The following is a 14286-nucleotide window of genomic DNA, read 5'->3' as shown; positions in this document are numbered from 1 at the left end:
TCGGGGCGCCTCTTTGCGCATACGACTGGTCGAGGCCCCCGGAATGTGACATGTGGGGGTGTTTTCGCAGCTCAGAGCGATTGTCAGTGGGGGCGTGCAGTATGGGGGCATGGCGAGGAGAGCGGCGGGCGGGGCTGGAGGGGCCGGCAGGGCCGGCGGGAGTGTGGTGAAGGCGGCGCGGCGGCCGGAGATGCGACTGCCCGAGCTGGAGGCGTACGGCGGAGGGGAGTTGGAGCCGGAGGGGGACTATGACGGGCTGGAGTTCCTGGAGGTGGACTTCGTCGGACAGGACGGCGGGGGCGCCCGCTTCATGGACTGCGCGCTGACGGGGTGCGCGCTGGACGAGACACGGCTGCACCACGCGCGCGTAGTGGACTGCGTCCTGACGGGCATACGGGGCGTGGGCACCGATCTCGCCGAGTCCACGCTGCGCGACGTCGAGCTGATCGACGCCCGCCTGGGCGGCGTACAACTGCACGGCTCCGTCCTGGAACGGGTACTGGTGCGCGGCGGCAAGATCGACTACCTGAACCTGCGCAACGCCCACCTCAAGGACGTCGTCTTCGAGGGCTGCGTGCTGGTCGAGCCGGACTTCGGCGGCGCCCGCCTGGAGCGGGTGGGGTTCGCGGACTGCGTCCTGAAGGGGGCGGACCTCACCAAGGCCACCCTCACGGACGTGGACCTGCGCGGGGCGGCACAGCTGGACATCGTGCGGGGGGTGGACCGGCTGACGGGCGCGGTCATCACCACGAGTCAACTGCTGGATCTCGCCCCGGTGTTGGCGGCGGAGATGGGGCTGAGGGTCGACGGCGGCACGGCGGAGGGCTGAGCGTGACGCTGGTCGCGCTCGTCCTCGAACGCCGGACGGGCTGCGTTCAGCCTCCCCCGCCCCCCAGGCCTGATCCGCCGGACAGGGCTAGCCGCCGAGCTGGCTGCGGAACGTTTCGATGGTGCGGCGGCGTGCCGTCAGGAAGGCGAGCCAGGAGCCGTCGGCGTAGTGGAGGCGGAAGCGGGCCATGAGCTGGAGGCGGGGACGGCGTTCGACGCGGGCCACCCAGGCGCGGGGGACCTCCCAGACGGCGGTGCCGTCGAGGGGCCGTACGAGACCGACGCGCTGGTCGGTGACGCGCAGCAGCAGCGCACCGGACGACGGCGGCATACCGGCCGCGATACTCCCGGCACCGGCCGACGCCGCGCCGACGCTCTGCACCAGCCGGTCACCGAGCTCACCCCCGATGCCGCTGAACGGCCCGGGCCGGGTCATCTTCACGCCCTTGGCGCTCTTCGCCGGCACGACGACGCCGTACGAAAGAAGCTGCTCCCCGGCGGCCAACTGGCTCAGGGCGGAGCGCTGTTGACGGGACATGGTCTCGGGCACGGGGATCCTCTCCGGCGGGTGTGACGGGCCGACGGATGATCGTACGCGGCGCTACGACACGCGCGGAAAGCGGGCCTGAAGGGTCCAGATCGCCGGGTTCTCGGCGAGTTCGTCGTGCAGGTCGGTGAGGTCGGCGATCAGGTCGTGCAGGAAGTCGCGGGCCTCGCGGCGCAGTTCGGAGTGGGAGAAGGTCAGCGGTTCCTCGTCGCCCGGCATCCAGTCGGCCTCGATGTCCACCCATCCGAAGCGGCGCTCGAAGAGCATGCGGTCGGACGACTCGGTGAAGTCCAGCTCCGCGTGCTGGGGGCGGGCGGCCCGGCTGCCGAGCGGATCCCGGTCGAGCCGCTCCACGATGTCGCACAGCGCCCAAGCGAAGTCGAGCACCGGTACCCATCCCCAGGCGGTGGACAGCTCCCGGTCGGCCTTGGTGTCGGCGAGGTAGACATCGCCGCAGAACAGGTCGTGCCGCAGCGCGTGGACGTCCGCGCGGCGGTAGTCGGTCTGCGGGGGGTCCGGGAAGCGGTTGGAGAGGGCATAGCCGATGTCGAGCACGTAAGCGATGGTGTCATGCCCTCGTAGGATCACCCGTGTGCCCCGATCTTCCGCCACCGTCCCCTTTGCCCTGGCGCTCATCCTCGCCCTCGTTCTCACCGCGTGCGGCGGGGGCGGTGTGCACGGGAAGCCCGGCGCGTTCGGCGCACGCGACCCGTACTTCGCGAAGATGGGCAACGGCGGCTACGACGTCGGCCACTACGGCCTGACCCTCTCCTACGACCCGGGGACCAAGCGCCTGACGGGGACGGCGGAGATCACGGCGCGGGCCACCCAGAACCTCAGCGCGTTCAACCTCGACCTGAAGGGGCTGGACGTCACCGGCGTCACCGTCGAGGGCGAGACCGCCCGCTGGAACCGAGCGGGCCAGGAGCTGACCGTCCGCCCGCACGCCGACCTCGACCGGGGCGAGACCTTCCGGGCGACAGTCCGCTACTCGGGCACCCCCGAGTCGATCACCGACCCGGACACCTCGAAGGAGGGCTGGCTGCGCACGGCCGACGGCGCCCTCGCCCTCGGCGAGCCCACCGGCTCGATGGCCTGGTTCCCCGGCAACCACCACCCCTCCGACAAGGCGTCGTACGACCTCACGATCACCGTCCCCGAAGGCCTGCAGGCCGTGTCCAACGGGGAGTTGACGAACGAGACGACCACGAAGGGCCGTACGACGTTCGCCTGGCACACGGCCGAACCGATGGCGAGCTACCTCGCGACGCTCGCCATCGGCAGGTTCGACATCACCCGCTCGACGACCAGGAGCGGACTGCCGGTGTACGTCGCCGTGGACCCGACGCAGCAGAAGGCGAGCGAGAAGGTGCTCGCGCAGATCCCCGAGGTCATGGAGTGGGAGGAGTACAACTTCGGCCCGTACCCCTTCTCCTCCACCGGCGCCATCGTGGACCGCGGCGACGACGCGGGCTACGCCCTGGAGACCCAGACCCGCCCCGTCTTCCCCGGCGCCCCCGACACCAAGACCCTCGTTCACGAACTGGCCCACCAGTGGTACGGCGACTCCGTCACCCCCAGGTCCTGGCGGGACATGTGGCTCAACGAGAGCTTCGCCACGTACGCGGAGTGGCTGTGGCAGGAGGACCACGACGGCGACACGGCCGACGAGATCTTCCACTCCCTCTACAGAGGCGACTACTACGAGCCCGCCGACAACAAGGAGATCTGGGCCTTCCCGCCCGCCAGGCCGTCCAGCGCCGCACACATCTCCGACCCGCCCGTCTACTACCGGGGCGCGATGGTCCTGCACAAGATCCGCCAGACGGTCGGCGACGACACCTTCTACGACATCATCCAGGGCTGGTCCGCCGCGCACCGCCACGGCACCGCGTCCACCGCCGACTTCACGGCGTTCGTCGAGAAGAAAGCCCCGGGGAAGGACTTCAGCGAGATCTGGAAGGACTGGCTGTACGGGGACGGAAAGCCGGACCATCCCTAGGGGCGCGGGCTGAGGTACCGGGTGCTGGTGTGGGTCAGCCGACCCAGGTTCCGGTGAGGCTCTGAACGGCGGTGCCGTCGAGGTCGGCACCACGCCGGCTGAGTCTGCGCCGGTCCGTCGATCCCGCCGGTCCGTCGATCCCGGTACCGACTGGCGGCGGACGGCCCACGGTCCGACCGTCCGCCGCCGGTCGATCGGTCCGCTATGGGCGGACGTACGGGCGGGTCATGATCTCCATGTTGTGGCCGTCCGGGTCGGCGAAGTACGCGCCGCGACCGCCGAAGAGATCGTTGATCCGGCCCGGTCGGGTGTGGTTGGGGTCGGCGTAGTAGGTGACGCCGACCGCCTCCAGACGGGCGATCATGCCGTCGAACTGGCCGTCCGGCACCAGGAACGCGTAGTGCTGCGACTGGATCGGCTCGCCGGTCTTCGCGTAGTAGTCGAGCGTCACGCCGTTGCCGAGGTCGACGGGCAGGAACGGGCCGAACGGAGCGCCGACCTTCAGCCCGAGGACGGCGGCGAGGAACTCGGCCGACAGGTGCTGGTCACTGGCGTAGATGGCGGTGTGGTTGAGCTGGACGACGGTCGTCGCCGGCGTGGATTCGTGCGGGTTCTGCTCTTCATGAGGCAGGGGCATCTGTGGTGTGTCTCCGGGTCTTGGGATCCGCTGGTGGGGCGCCGCATGCGGGCGCCGGGAGGGGAAGACGCGGAGAAAGTGGGCGGGGCTCTTGCCCGCCTCGCGCTCACGCCGAGGCCGGGCGCCTCACTCGTGCGTGGCCCATGGCCGACCCGGCAGTCACCCGATCGACCCTAGAGTCCACCGCCGGCCCGGGCAACGCGATTTCCGGCCCGGGCGGCCGTCAGCTGTGGAGCGCCGCCCCCGCCAACAGGCCGAGCACCTCGCCCAGTTGCTCGCGCACCCCCGGATCGGTGATGACTCCGTCCGCGCCGACCATCCGGCGGTCCACCGGAATCCTCGTGCAGGCCGACTCCACGATGTCGGCGCCGGTGTAGCCGAGAACCGTCCGCAGGGTGGCCTCCGCGCCCTGCCCGCGGCCGGGGGCTGCCGCGTTCACCCAGGCCACCGGCTTGCCACCGATCTCGGTGCCGCCGACCGTCCAGTCCAGCAGGTTCTTGAACGAACCGGGCAGGGTGCCCGCGTACTCCGGGGCGCAGATCAAAATGGCGTCCGCCCCTGCGATCGCCGCGCGCAACGCGGCCACCGGGACCGGCAGTGGCTCGGTGTCGTCATCGGGGTTGAAGTGGGGAAGCGCCGCCAAGCCGTCGTACGGCACGGTGCGCATCCCCGACGGGGCCACGGCCTGCGCGGTGCGCAGCACGGCCTCGTTGGAGGAACCGGCCCGCAGGCTTCCGGACAGCAAGAGAATCACAGGCGGCGTGGACATCCACTCAACCTACCGAGCCACCGACTTCGGATCCGCTTCCTCTTGGTGGCGGCATCCTCGGGAAACCGCGCCAGTGGTCACGTGACGGGTGGCCCAGCCAGGAGAACGACCCGATCGGTTTCCCCATCGAACCCCAGCACGGGATGCGCGTAGTCACCCTCCGGGTCCGAAGTGGGCGGAGGGGTGAACGCCGCAGCCCCCGGCCACGTGGCCGGGGGCTCCATCAACAGGTGGGCGAATGTCAGACGTTCACGCCGAAGTCCTGCGCGATTCCCACCAGACCCGACGCGTAGCCCTGGCCGACCGCGCGGAACTTCCATTCGGCGCCGTTGCGGTAGAGCTCGCCGAAGACCATCGCGGTCTCCGTGGCCGCGTCTTCCGACAGGTCGTAGCGGGCGATCTCGGTGCCGCCGGCCTGGTTGATGATGCGGATGTAGGCGTTGCGGACCTGGCCGAAGTTCTGCGAGCGGGTCTCGGCGTCGTAGATGGAGACCGGGAAGACGATCTTGTCGACGTCGGCGGGGAGGCCCGCGAGGTTGACGTTGATCGCCTCGTCGTCGCCCGCGCCCTCGCCCGTGCGGTTGTCGCCGGTGTGGACGATGGTCTGGTCCGGGGTCTGCTTGTTGTTGAAGAAGATGAAGTGCGCGTCCGAGTAGACCTTGCCCTGCTGGTTGACCGCGATGGCCGAGGCGTCGAGGTCGAAGTCGGTGCCGGTGGTGCTGCGGACGTCCCAGCCGAGGCCCACGGTGACGGCGGTCAGGCCCGGAGCCTCCTTGGTCAGCGAGACGTTGCCACCCTTGGACAGGCTTACTGCCATTGTTGGGAGTCCCTTCCCTCGTTACATAGCTACGGGCTTCGTACTGGGGACGAAGCTACCGTCACCCCTATGAACGCCAAGGGGGGTCCCCGAGGTTCCGGCTCTCTTTACTTTCTTTACCCAGGGCCGCCGAAAACGGGGTGACGTGGACCGGACATACGCGGGACCATGGACGGCATGTCCGGTCCTTACGTCATTCGCGGCTCCGTCTCCCTTCCCGAGGCCGAGCTCATGTGGCGTTTCTCGCGCTCGGGCGGACCCGGCGGACAGCACGTGAACACGAGTGATTCGCAGGTGGAGCTGCGGTTCGACCTGGCGAAGACCGAGGCGCTGCCGCCGGTCTGGAAGGAACGCGCCCTCGCCAAACTCGGCGGGCGGCTCGTCGACGGGATCGTCAGCGTGCGCGCGTCCGAGCACCGCTCGCAGTGGCGCAACCGGGAGACCGCGGCCGTACGGCTCGCTTCTCTGCTCGCCGAGGCCACCGCCCCGCCGCCCAAGCCCCGCCGCGCCACCCGCATCCCCCGCGGGATCAACGAACGCCGGCTGCGCGAGAAGAAGCAGCGCTCCGACACCAAGCGGGGGCGTACCGGGCGCGACTGGGGTTAGGGCCTGTCCGGGGCCGGGCTCGCTCTCGTCACATCGGCGCCGCGTGATCCGTCAAGTCAGTGACGGACCGCGATGAGGAGATGTGATCACCGATGAGCGACAGTGCGTTCCCGGGGAAGAGCGAGGCCGAGTTCCTCGCCGCCCGGTTCGAAGCCCACCGCCCCCACCTCCGCGCCGTCGCCTACCGCATGCTCGGCTCGCTCGCCGAGGCCGACGACGCCGTGCAGGAGGCCTGGCTCAAGCTCAGCCGGGCCGACGCGAGCCGTGTCGAGAATCTGGGCGGGTGGCTGACGACCGTTGTGGGACGGGTATGTCTCGACATGCTGCGCTCGCGCAGGACGCGCGGCGAGGAGCCGCTGGAGGAACCCGGAGTGCGGATGCCGGAGCCGATGCTCAGTCCCGTCACCGGGATCGACCCGGAGCAGGAGGCGCTGCTCGCCGACTCGGTGGGCCTCGCCCTGCTGGTCGTCCTGGAGACGCTGACGCCCGCCGAGCGGCTCGCCTTCGTGCTGCACGACCTGTTCGCCGTGCCGTTCGACGAGATCGCGCCCGTCCTGGGCCGTACGCCGGCGGCATCCCGTCAGCTCGCCAGCCGGGCCCGGCGCCGGGTGCAGGGCGGGGCGCCCACGCCGGACGCCGATCTCGCGCAGCAGCGTGAGGTCGTCGACGCGTTCCTGGCGGCGGCCCGCGAGGGCGACTTCGACGCGCTCGTCGCGGTGCTCGACCCGGATGTCGTGGCGCGGTCGGAAGGCGGGGTGACGGCCGGTGCGACCGCCGTGGCCTCGGGGGCGAGTTCCTTCGCGCATCTCGCACGGATCGCGCGGCCCGCCCTCGTCAACGGCGCCGCGGGAGTCGTGGTGGTCGCCGACGAGCGCCTCGTCGGCGTGCTGGCCTTCACGGTCGTACACGGGAGGATCGCCGTGATCGACATCCTCAACGACCCGGAACGCCTGGCGGGAGTCGACGTCACCGTCCTCGACAGGTAGCGCGTCGGCCCCGTTGCCGGTGGCGGCGGAGCGCGTCAGCTCAGCTGCCGGTAGCGGCCCTTGAAGTACGTCAGCGGCTTCCCGTCCGCGCTCGGTGCCCGTGCCGTCAGGACGCGGCCGATGACGAGGGTGTGGTCTCCCGCCGGCACCCGCTGCTCCGTGCGGCACTCGAGGGTCGCCAGGGCGCCGGCCACCAGGGGTGCCCCGGCCACCTCGCCGCGGACGTACGGGATGTCCTCGAAGAGCAGCCGGTCGCTGATGCGGCCCTTCATGGCGAAGCGGCCCGCGATCTGGCGCTGGCTGTCGGAGAGTACGGAGACGGCCCACAGGGGTTGCTCGGCGAGCAGGTCGTCCATCCGGGAGCCGTCGCGCAGGCTGACCAGGACCAGGGGCGGGTCCAGGGAGACGGACATGAAGGCGGTCGCGGTCATGCCGACGTCGTCGCCGCCCGGTCCGTCCGGGTCCAGTGCGGGCTCGTGCGCGGTCACCAGGACCACGCCCGCGGCCAGCCGGGACATGGCGGCGCGGAACTCGTCGTTGCTCACCCCCTCAGCATGCACGGAGGGGAGGAGCGGAGCGGCAGAGGGAGTCTTCAGCACGCCAAGACGCTATTCTCCGCACCCACGGCGGCGCATCGGACCTCGGCCCGAACCGGGTCCTAGGACCACCGACCGACACAACCGCTCAAAGTCAGCGACGGACCCAGCGCCCACAGTCACCGACGGACCCACCGTTCAAAGTCACCGACGGACCCACCGTTCAAAGTCACCGACGGACCCACAGCTCACAGTCACCGACGGACACGATCGCTCACAAGTCTCTGCACAGCACCCCAATATGCGTTCAGTAAACGCACGGTGAAAATGCAGAAACTCCACTCAATTGTTCATCTTCCGCTGTGACTTGAGTCACAGGAGCCATATTTTGTTGACCCTGTGTACCGAGTGGGCAGCGCGCTGTGATTCAGTGGCGGGGAAGCTGGGAAGAAGCTACCAACTAGTACGCCGAGAGAACCCTGGAGTTGCTGCGAGGTCTCGAGGGGAGGTCGAATGGAGACCGAGTCGGAGCCCTACGTCCGTCTTGCGTCCCTGCGGCAACTGCATCAGGTGATGGCGGACATGAACACCGCCCGCAGCCTGGCGGACACGCTGCAGACCGTCGCCGACGGCGTGGTCACCGGCCTCGGCTACGAGCTGGCGTGTGTCAACCTCGTACGCCCCGACGGCGACCTCGTCGTCGCCGCGCTCGCCGGTAACTCCGCCGCCGAGGCCCTGATCACCGGCCGCGTCGGCTCCCGCACCTCCTGGGACCGCCGGCTGAACATGGGCGAGGCCTGGGGCGACCTCAGGTTCATACCGCACACCGAGGGCTGGGTCCTCGACGAGGACGACGTGCCGCAGTGGTACACCGACGGTCCCGCGCCCCGCTTCGAGGACGAGTGGCACCCCTCCGACCGCCTCTTCGCGCCGATGCACACCCCCGGTGTGCAGGGCGGCGCCTGCGGCGAGCTGATCGGCGTGATCTCCGTGGACCGGCCGCGCAACGGCCGGCGGCCGGGCGCGTGGGGGCGCGAGGCGCTCCAGATGTACGCGTTCCAGGCCGCGATCGCGATCAGCAACGCGCGTCTACGCGCGAACATGCAGCGCGCGCTGGTGCGCCTCGAGCGCGAGCAGCAGGCCCTGCGCGCCAGCGAGGAGTCCTTCCGGCAGGCCTTCGAGTACGCGCCGTCCGGCATGGCGATCGCCGAGATGGGCGGCGACCAGCACGGCCGGATCCTGCGGACGAACGACGCCCTGTGCCGTCTCCTGGGCCGCCCCGCCTCCGCGATGCGCCGCTACTCCTTCTCCGACCTCGTCCACCCCGAGGACATCGGCACCCTGCTGAGAACGTCCGCCGAGGGCGGCCGGGCCGAGCTGCGGCTCGGGCGTCGCGACGGCACCTACGTCTGGGTCCATCTGCGCAACTCCGTCGTCGCGGACGCCGCCGACGGCCCCCGCTTCCTGCTCACCCACGTCGAGGACATCGAGGAGCGCAAGCGCCGCGAGCTGCAGCTCGCGCACCGCGCCTCGCACGACGCGCTCACCGGCCTGCCGAACTCCGCCGAGCTGCGCTCCCGGCTCAGCTCCCGCCTCTGTCAGCGCCCGCAGTCCCTGCCGCCCGGTGCGGTCGCCTCGCTGGACGCGGCGTACGGGCACAGTCAGTACGCGGAGCTGCCGGGCGGCGCCTACGACGGCCACGGCCACGGCGGATACGACGGGGGCGGCCACGGCTTCGACTTCCGCTCCGGATCCGAGGCGTACGACGCCTTCGACCACCATGTGCACACCATCGCGCCCGAGGGCGAGACGGACGACGGCACCAAGGGGCTCGCGGTGCTCTTCTGCGACCTCGACGGCTTCAAGTCGATCAACGACCGGTTCGGGCACAACGCGGGCGACGCGGTGCTCATCGAGGTGGCGAGGCGCCTGACCAACGGCGTCCGGGACGGCGACACGGTGGCCCGCCTCGGCGGCGACGAGTTCGTGGTGCTCGCCGACGGGCTCGGCCGGGCCGACGCCCAGGACCTCGCCGTACGGCTGCGGAACGCGATCATTCCGCCCATCCGGGTCGACGGACGGGCGGTCCGCGTGGGCGCCAGTTTCGGCATCGGATGGGCACACTGCGGGATGACGGCGGACGAGGTGTTGAAATCCGCTGACGAACGGATGTACATCGAGAAACGGTCTCGTCCCAAACAGCACAGGCGTGCGGGATAAATCGCAGGTCAGTGGGTTGATGCGGTGAAGGCCACCCGTTTGGCCCCCCAGGAGCGGGTAGGCTCGCTCTTCAGCCATTGATCCGTGTACCGCATCTGAACCCGCACCCGCTGAGGAGACCAAGGGATGACGCCCGGCAACAACGGCGCGAGCACGCCCGAGGACGACGACCCGTTCGGCTATCTCTACGCCGACGGTCAGGCCAACGGAGCCACGCCGCCCCCCGGAGGCGGCGGCTACGGCTACCCCGGCTCGGTCAACCGGGTGCGCGCGGTCGGTGAGCGCCAGTACGGCCAGCAGGCGCAGACCGCCCAGTACGGCCAGCAGGTGCCCCAGCAGCAGGCGTACGGCCAGCAGCCCGCCTACGGTCAGACCCAGGCCTACGGCCGGTCGAATGCGCACTACGCCGCCCCCGAGACGGTCCCCGGCGGGGCGCCCACCACCCGGACGCCGCTGCCCGGCGACGGCGGCGGGCGCGGGCGGGGCCCCAACACCAAGGGCCTCCTCATCGGCGCGATCGCCGTGGTCGCCGCCGTCGTCATCGGCATCGGCGTCGCCATGATGGGCGGCGACTCGAACAAGGACAACAACAGCGGCAATGAGGCGGGCTCGACCCCGTCGGCCTCGCAGAGCGCCTCCCCGAGCCAGTCGGCCACCGAGCAGGCCACCACCGAGCTGCCCAAGATCGACGCGAAGGCGCTGAACCTGGGCACCGGCGTGGCGACGGCGTCGGACGTCGCGGGCGCCAACTCCGACGGCGGTGTCTATGTGCAGGGCCTCAACAACCCCGGCGCCTCGGTCACCTGGACCGTCAGCGGCATTCCCAAGGACGGCGTCTACACCCTCTTCGCGCGCTACAGCGTGACCGGCGACGACGCGGCGATGACGCTCACCGTCAACGACAAGGTCTTCGGCAGCAAGCTGGGCATGAAGAACTACACGCACGCCGCCGACGGCGACTTCGCGAAGGGCTGGACGAAGACCTTCGCCTGGCCCAGGCTCAACAAGGGCACCAACACGATCACCATCTCCTGCGGCGACGGCGACAGTTGCAACGTCCTGCTCGACCAGCTGTCGCTGAAGGAAGGCCAGGTCAAGAGCTAGGACCTGCCTGGTTCTCGGATCACGCCGCCGTGGCGTCGTCCCCCGTCACCGCTATCTGGCCCACCAGCGTCTCGTACACCGCCCGGTCGAACTCGCCTGCCACGGGCGCCAGTACGGTCGCCGCGGACAGGGCGACGGCGCGGGCCAGGCGCTCCGGCCACGGCAGCTGCTCGACCAGGCCGGACAGCAGGCCCGCGACCGCGGAGTCGCCCGCGCCCGTCGGATTGCCGTGCACCCGGCGCGGCGGGGTCGCGCGCCAGCGGCCCTCTGTGTTCGCCGCGAGGAGGCCCTCCGCGCCCAGTGAGGCGACCACGGTGTGGGCGCCCCGCCTGCGGGCGTTCCTCGTGGCCTGCAACGGATCATGGGAGCCGGTGAGTTCGGCGAGTTCGTCGGCGTTGGGCTTGATGATGTCGGGACGGGCGGCGACGCCGCGGCGCAGCGGTTCGCCGCTGGTGTCCAGCAGCACCGGCACCGCCAGCGCACGCGCGGTGCGGACGAGGTGGGCGTACGCGCCGACCGGCACTCCCGGCGGCAGGCTGCCGCACAGGGCCACCGCCGAGGCGGAGCACAGCAGATGCTCGTACGCCTCCTGGAAGGCCGACCACTCGGCCGGGGTGATCGTCGGGCCGGGTTCGTTCAGCTGAGTCGTGTCACCGGTCGCCGTGTCGACGACGGCTATGGTTCGGCGGGTCGAGCCCGTCACGGGGGCCAGCGCGTCCACCACGCCCGGGGTGTGCGTGAGCTGGTCCCGCACCGCGCGGCCGGTCGCGCCGCCCGAGAAGCCCGTGACCGTCACCTCGTGGCCGAGGGCGGCGAGCACCCGGGCCACGTTCAGGCCCTTGCCGCCCGGGCGTTCGGTCACCTCGGTCACCCGATGTGAGGTGTGCGGCCGCAGGGACCGTACGTGATACGTGATGTCGAGAGCGGTGTTCAGTGTGACCGTGAGGATCACCTGGGCCGACCTCCCCGAAGAGAATCACGAAGCAGACGCGCGGTATGCGCTTACCGGTTGTTCCGGACGCTCGATCATGCCAAAGACAACGGCGGTCGGCCCAGTCCCCCGGGCCAACCGCCGTACGGCAACAAAAGGGTGAATCAGTCCAGTTGGGGTTCAACCACCCATGCGCCCCCGCGCATCACGCCCTTGAGCGCGAAGTCGGCGTCGAGGATCACCAGGTCGGCGTCCTTGCCCGGCTCCAGGGAGCCCACCCTGTCGTACACGCCGAGCAGGCGTGCGGGGTTGGCGGACAGGGCAGCCACGATGTCCTCGACCGGCAGCCTGTCGATCGTCACCGCGCGCTGGAAGGCGCGGTCGAGGGTGAGCGTCGAACCGGCGATGGAGCCGCCTTCCACAAGGCGGGCGACGCCCTCCGCGACCTCCACCTCCAGCGGGCCGAGCATGTAGCGGCCGTCGCCGAAGCCTGCCGCGTCCATCGCGTCGGTGATGAACGCGACCCGGTCCGCGCCCGCGTGATGGAACGCCAACTCGAGGGCGGCGGGGTGCAGATGGGTGCCGTCGTTGATCAGCTCGACCGTGATCCGTTCGTCCTCCAGGAGGGCCGCGATCGGGCCCGGCGTGCGGTGGCCGAGCGCGGGCATCGCGTTGAACAGATGCGTCGCCACGCTGGCGCCCGCGTCGATGGCCTCCCGCGTCTGCTCGTACGTCGCGTCCGTGTGCCCGATCGCCGCGATCACCCCGTGCTCGGCCAGCAGGCGTACGGAGTCGATGCCGCCCGGCAGTTCGGTGGCGAGCGTGACCATCTTGGCCCGGCCGCGCGCCGCGTCGATCAGCTTGCGGACCTCCGCCGGGTCCGGGTCGCGCAGCAGTTCCTCGGAGTGCGCGCCCTTGCGGCACGGCGAGATGAACGGGCCCTCGAAGTGGATGCCCGCGATGTCGCCCTGCTCGGCCAGCTCGGAAAGGAGCCCGGCGCGATGAACGAGCCCATGCATATCGCCGGTGACGGTCGAGGCGACGAGCGTCGTGGTGCCGTGCAGCCGGTGCGTGTGGACGCCCTTGAGGACCTCTTCGACGGTTCCCGAGGTGAAGGAGGCGCCACCGCCGCCGTGGTTGTGCATGTCGACGAAGCCGGGGACCAGCCAGTGGCCCCGTACGTCGATGATCTCCGCGTTCTCGGGAGCGCTCCCGACGATCCGCGCGCCGTCCACGATCACCCGGCCGCCGTCCACGATCCCGGTGGGCAGCACCACCCGGGCGCCTGCGAGAACCTTGCTAGGGGCCATCAGGTGGTTACCTCCGAGCGGTCGGTGTTGTCGGTTTCGAGCAGATCCCAGGCCAGGAGTCCGGCACCGAGGCAGCCGGCGCTGTCCCCGAGGGCCGCGGGGACGATCGACGGCAGTTTCTGGAAGGTGACCCGGCGCCGCACGGCCGCCCGCAGCGGTGTGAACAAGGTTTCCCCGGCCTCCGCCAGGCCGCCACCGATGATCAGGGTGCGCGGGTCCAGCAGAGTGAGCGCGGTGACGAGCCCGTCGGCGAGCGCGTCGACGGCCTCCTGCCAGACTGCGGTCGCCCGGGGATCCCCCGATTCCACGGCCTTCGCGCAGTCCGCCGCGTCCGCCTCCGGATCGCCGGAGGCGTCGGCCCAGGCCTGGCTGACGGCCGCCGCGGACGCGAACCGCTCCAGACAGCCGTGCTGCCCGCACGGACACGGGGTGCCCCCGGGGCGTACGACGACATGGCCGATCTCTCCCGCGAAGCCGTGCGCGCCCTCCTCGACGCCGCCGTCGATGCCGATGGCGCCCGCGATACCGGTCCCCAGCGCCACGAACAGGAAACGGTCGGCGCCCTGGCCCGCGCCGATGCGGCCCTCCGCGAGCCCGCCGGTGCGCACGTCGTGGCTGAGGGCGACGGGCACGCCGCCGAGACGGTCGCCGAGCAGTCGGCGCAGCGGGACGTCGCGCCAGCCGAGGTTGGCCGAGTACACCGCGATGCCCTGGGCGGCGTCGACGATGCCGGGGACGGCGACTGCGGCGGCCGCGGCGGGCTCGCCGAGGTGCTGCTCGCCGTGCGCGCGCAGCTCGGCGGCGAAGCCGAGGATCGCCTTGACGACGGCGTCCGGACCGCGCTCCCGGCCGGTTGCCCGGCGGGCCTGGTGGAGCAGCTCGCCGCCGGCTCCCACGAGGGCGGCCTTCATCCCGGTGCCGCCCACATCGAGGGCGATGACATGTCTCACGGGGGACAGTGTCGCCCCTTACCCCAGGAGAGGTCTAGTCCAC

Annotated in this window: 15 protein-coding genes; 6 read left to right on the top strand and 9 right to left on the bottom strand. The window is 70.9% G+C overall.

All coding sequences use genetic code 11. The features are described 5' to 3' along the window. Positions 1 to 109: 109 nt before the first annotated feature. On the top strand, positions 110 to 829 hold the full coding sequence (locus AB0D27_RS20680; RefSeq protein ID WP_362510574.1) for a pentapeptide repeat-containing protein: 720 nt from the start codon (positions 110 to 112) through the stop codon (positions 827 to 829). An 87-nt stretch (positions 830 to 916) separates the two neighbouring features. Here the strand turns inward: AB0D27_RS20680 and AB0D27_RS20675 are convergent, their stop codons facing one another. Both AB0D27_RS20675 and AB0D27_RS20670 read right to left on the bottom strand, forming a co-directional pair. Next, entirely contained in the window at positions 917 to 1378 is a 462-nt protein-coding gene (locus AB0D27_RS20675) for a hypothetical protein (protein WP_362510571.1), read from the bottom strand. A 51-nt stretch (positions 1379 to 1429) separates the two neighbouring features. Beyond that, complete coding sequence (locus tag AB0D27_RS20670; protein ID WP_362510568.1) at positions 1430 to 1930, bottom strand: hypothetical protein; 501 nt, start codon at positions 1928 to 1930, stop codon at positions 1430 to 1432. Between the two features lie 7 nt (positions 1931 to 1937). Between AB0D27_RS20670 and AB0D27_RS20665 the strand changes: the two genes are divergently transcribed. Continuing rightward, complete coding sequence (locus AB0D27_RS20665; protein ID WP_362510565.1) at positions 1938 to 3377, top strand: M1 family metallopeptidase; 1440 nt, start codon at positions 1938 to 1940, stop codon at positions 3375 to 3377. Positions 3378 to 3579: 202 nt separating this feature from the next. Here the strand turns inward: AB0D27_RS20665 and AB0D27_RS20660 are convergent, their stop codons facing one another. The 3 genes from AB0D27_RS20660 to AB0D27_RS20650 all read right to left on the bottom strand — a co-directional run bounded on the left by AB0D27_RS20660 (position 3580) and on the right by AB0D27_RS20650 (position 5600). Beyond that, entirely contained in the window at positions 3580 to 4014 is a 435-nt protein-coding gene (locus AB0D27_RS20660; RefSeq protein WP_362510563.1) for a VOC family protein, read from the bottom strand. 223 nt (positions 4015 to 4237) lie between these two features. Next, on the bottom strand, positions 4238 to 4783 hold the full coding sequence (locus AB0D27_RS20655; RefSeq protein ID WP_362510560.1) for an NADPH-dependent FMN reductase: 546 nt from the start codon (positions 4781 to 4783) through the stop codon (positions 4238 to 4240). Between the two features lie 241 nt (positions 4784 to 5024). Beyond that, a complete protein-coding gene (locus AB0D27_RS20650) occupies positions 5025 to 5600 on the bottom strand; it encodes a TerD family protein (RefSeq protein WP_362510557.1) in 576 nt (191 codons plus the stop codon). A gap of 168 nt (positions 5601 to 5768) precedes the next feature. Here AB0D27_RS20650 and arfB point away from each other — a divergent pair, with 168 nt between their 5' ends. Further along, positions 5769 to 6206, top strand: a complete 438-nt coding sequence (gene arfB, locus AB0D27_RS20645) for an alternative ribosome rescue aminoacyl-tRNA hydrolase ArfB (protein WP_362510554.1) — start codon at positions 5769 to 5771, stop codon at positions 6204 to 6206. 92 nt (positions 6207 to 6298) lie between these two features. Next, a complete protein-coding gene (locus AB0D27_RS20640; RefSeq protein ID WP_362510551.1) occupies positions 6299 to 7192 on the top strand; it encodes a sigma-70 family RNA polymerase sigma factor in 894 nt (297 codons plus the stop codon). A gap of 35 nt (positions 7193 to 7227) precedes the next feature. Here AB0D27_RS20640 and AB0D27_RS20635 read toward each other — a convergent pair whose 3' ends face one another. Beyond that, on the bottom strand, positions 7228 to 7791 hold the full coding sequence (locus AB0D27_RS20635) for a flavin reductase family protein (RefSeq protein ID WP_362510548.1): 564 nt from the start codon (positions 7789 to 7791) through the stop codon (positions 7228 to 7230). Positions 7792 to 8241: 450 nt separating this feature from the next. On the opposite strand from AB0D27_RS20635, the gene cdgB reads away from it, so the two are divergent. Both cdgB and AB0D27_RS20625 read left to right on the top strand, forming a co-directional pair. Next, the gene (gene cdgB, locus AB0D27_RS20630) at positions 8242 to 9948 is read left to right on the top strand and encodes a diguanylate cyclase CdgB (RefSeq protein ID WP_362510545.1); all 1707 of its coding nucleotides are present in this window, start codon (positions 8242 to 8244) and stop codon (positions 9946 to 9948) included. Positions 9949 to 10074: 126 nt separating this feature from the next. Continuing rightward, positions 10075 to 11052: a carbohydrate-binding protein gene (locus tag AB0D27_RS20625; RefSeq protein ID WP_362510542.1), complete on the top strand. Its 978-nt coding sequence runs from the start codon at positions 10075 to 10077 to the stop codon at positions 11050 to 11052. A gap of 19 nt (positions 11053 to 11071) precedes the next feature. Here AB0D27_RS20625 and AB0D27_RS20620 read toward each other — a convergent pair whose 3' ends face one another. The 3 genes from AB0D27_RS20620 to AB0D27_RS20610 form a co-directional block, all read right to left on the bottom strand. Then, positions 11072 to 12004 (bottom strand): 1-phosphofructokinase family hexose kinase, encoded by a 933-nt coding sequence (locus tag AB0D27_RS20620; RefSeq protein ID WP_362510540.1) that lies wholly within the window; start codon positions 12002 to 12004, stop codon positions 11072 to 11074. Between the two features lie 143 nt (positions 12005 to 12147). Next, positions 12148 to 13293 carry an N-acetylglucosamine-6-phosphate deacetylase gene (nagA, locus tag AB0D27_RS20615; protein ID WP_362510537.1) on the bottom strand — a complete coding sequence of 382 codons (1146 nt, stop codon included), beginning with the start codon at positions 13291 to 13293 and terminating at the stop codon, positions 12148 to 12150. Next, positions 13293 to 14243: an ROK family protein gene (locus AB0D27_RS20610; protein WP_362510534.1), complete on the bottom strand. Its 951-nt coding sequence runs from the start codon at positions 14241 to 14243 to the stop codon at positions 13293 to 13295. The genes nagA and AB0D27_RS20610 overlap by 1 nt, the downstream gene beginning before the upstream one ends. Between the last annotated feature and the right edge of the window lie 43 nt (positions 14244 to 14286).

Origin of the sequence: Streptomyces sp. NPDC048415, from assembly GCF_040651675.1 — a bacterium.
In the GTDB taxonomy this organism is placed as follows: Bacteria; Actinomycetota; Actinomycetes; order Streptomycetales; family Streptomycetaceae; genus Streptomyces.
The sequence above is the reverse complement of the archived record's forward strand: the minus strand, read 5'-3'. Positions and strand labels throughout refer to the sequence as shown.